The sequence below is a fragment of the Domibacillus sp. PGB-M46 genome, assembly GCF_022668875.1.
Taxonomy (GTDB): domain Bacteria; phylum Bacillota; class Bacilli; order Bacillales; family Domibacillaceae; genus Domibacillus.
In genome coordinates this window covers 1-224 of record NZ_JAKGCR010000118.1, presented here as the reverse complement: position 1 = coordinate 224, position 224 = coordinate 1, and the positions used below count along the sequence as shown (strand labels likewise).

The 224-nt window shown below is 48.2% G+C and carries 1 tRNA gene; it reads left to right on the top strand.

What is annotated here, in order from left to right:
* Nucleotides 1-149 precede the first annotated feature (149 nt).
* A tRNA-Gln gene (locus tag L2D08_RS23885) sits at nt 150-224 on the top strand.

Genomic DNA, 224 nt, shown 5'->3' with positions numbered 1-224 from the left:
CGAAGTGGCTAAACGCGGCGGACTGTAAATCCGCTCCTTCGGGTTCGGCAGTTCGAATCTGCCCCCCTCCACCATTTTCCTAAAGGAACATATACAAACATGTTCTTTTTCTTCTTTTTTGGGGTATACTACATAACAGATAACATCAATGGGCTATAGCCAAGCGGTAAGGCAACGGACTTTGACTCCGTCACGCGAAGGTTCGAATCCTTCTAGCCCAGCCA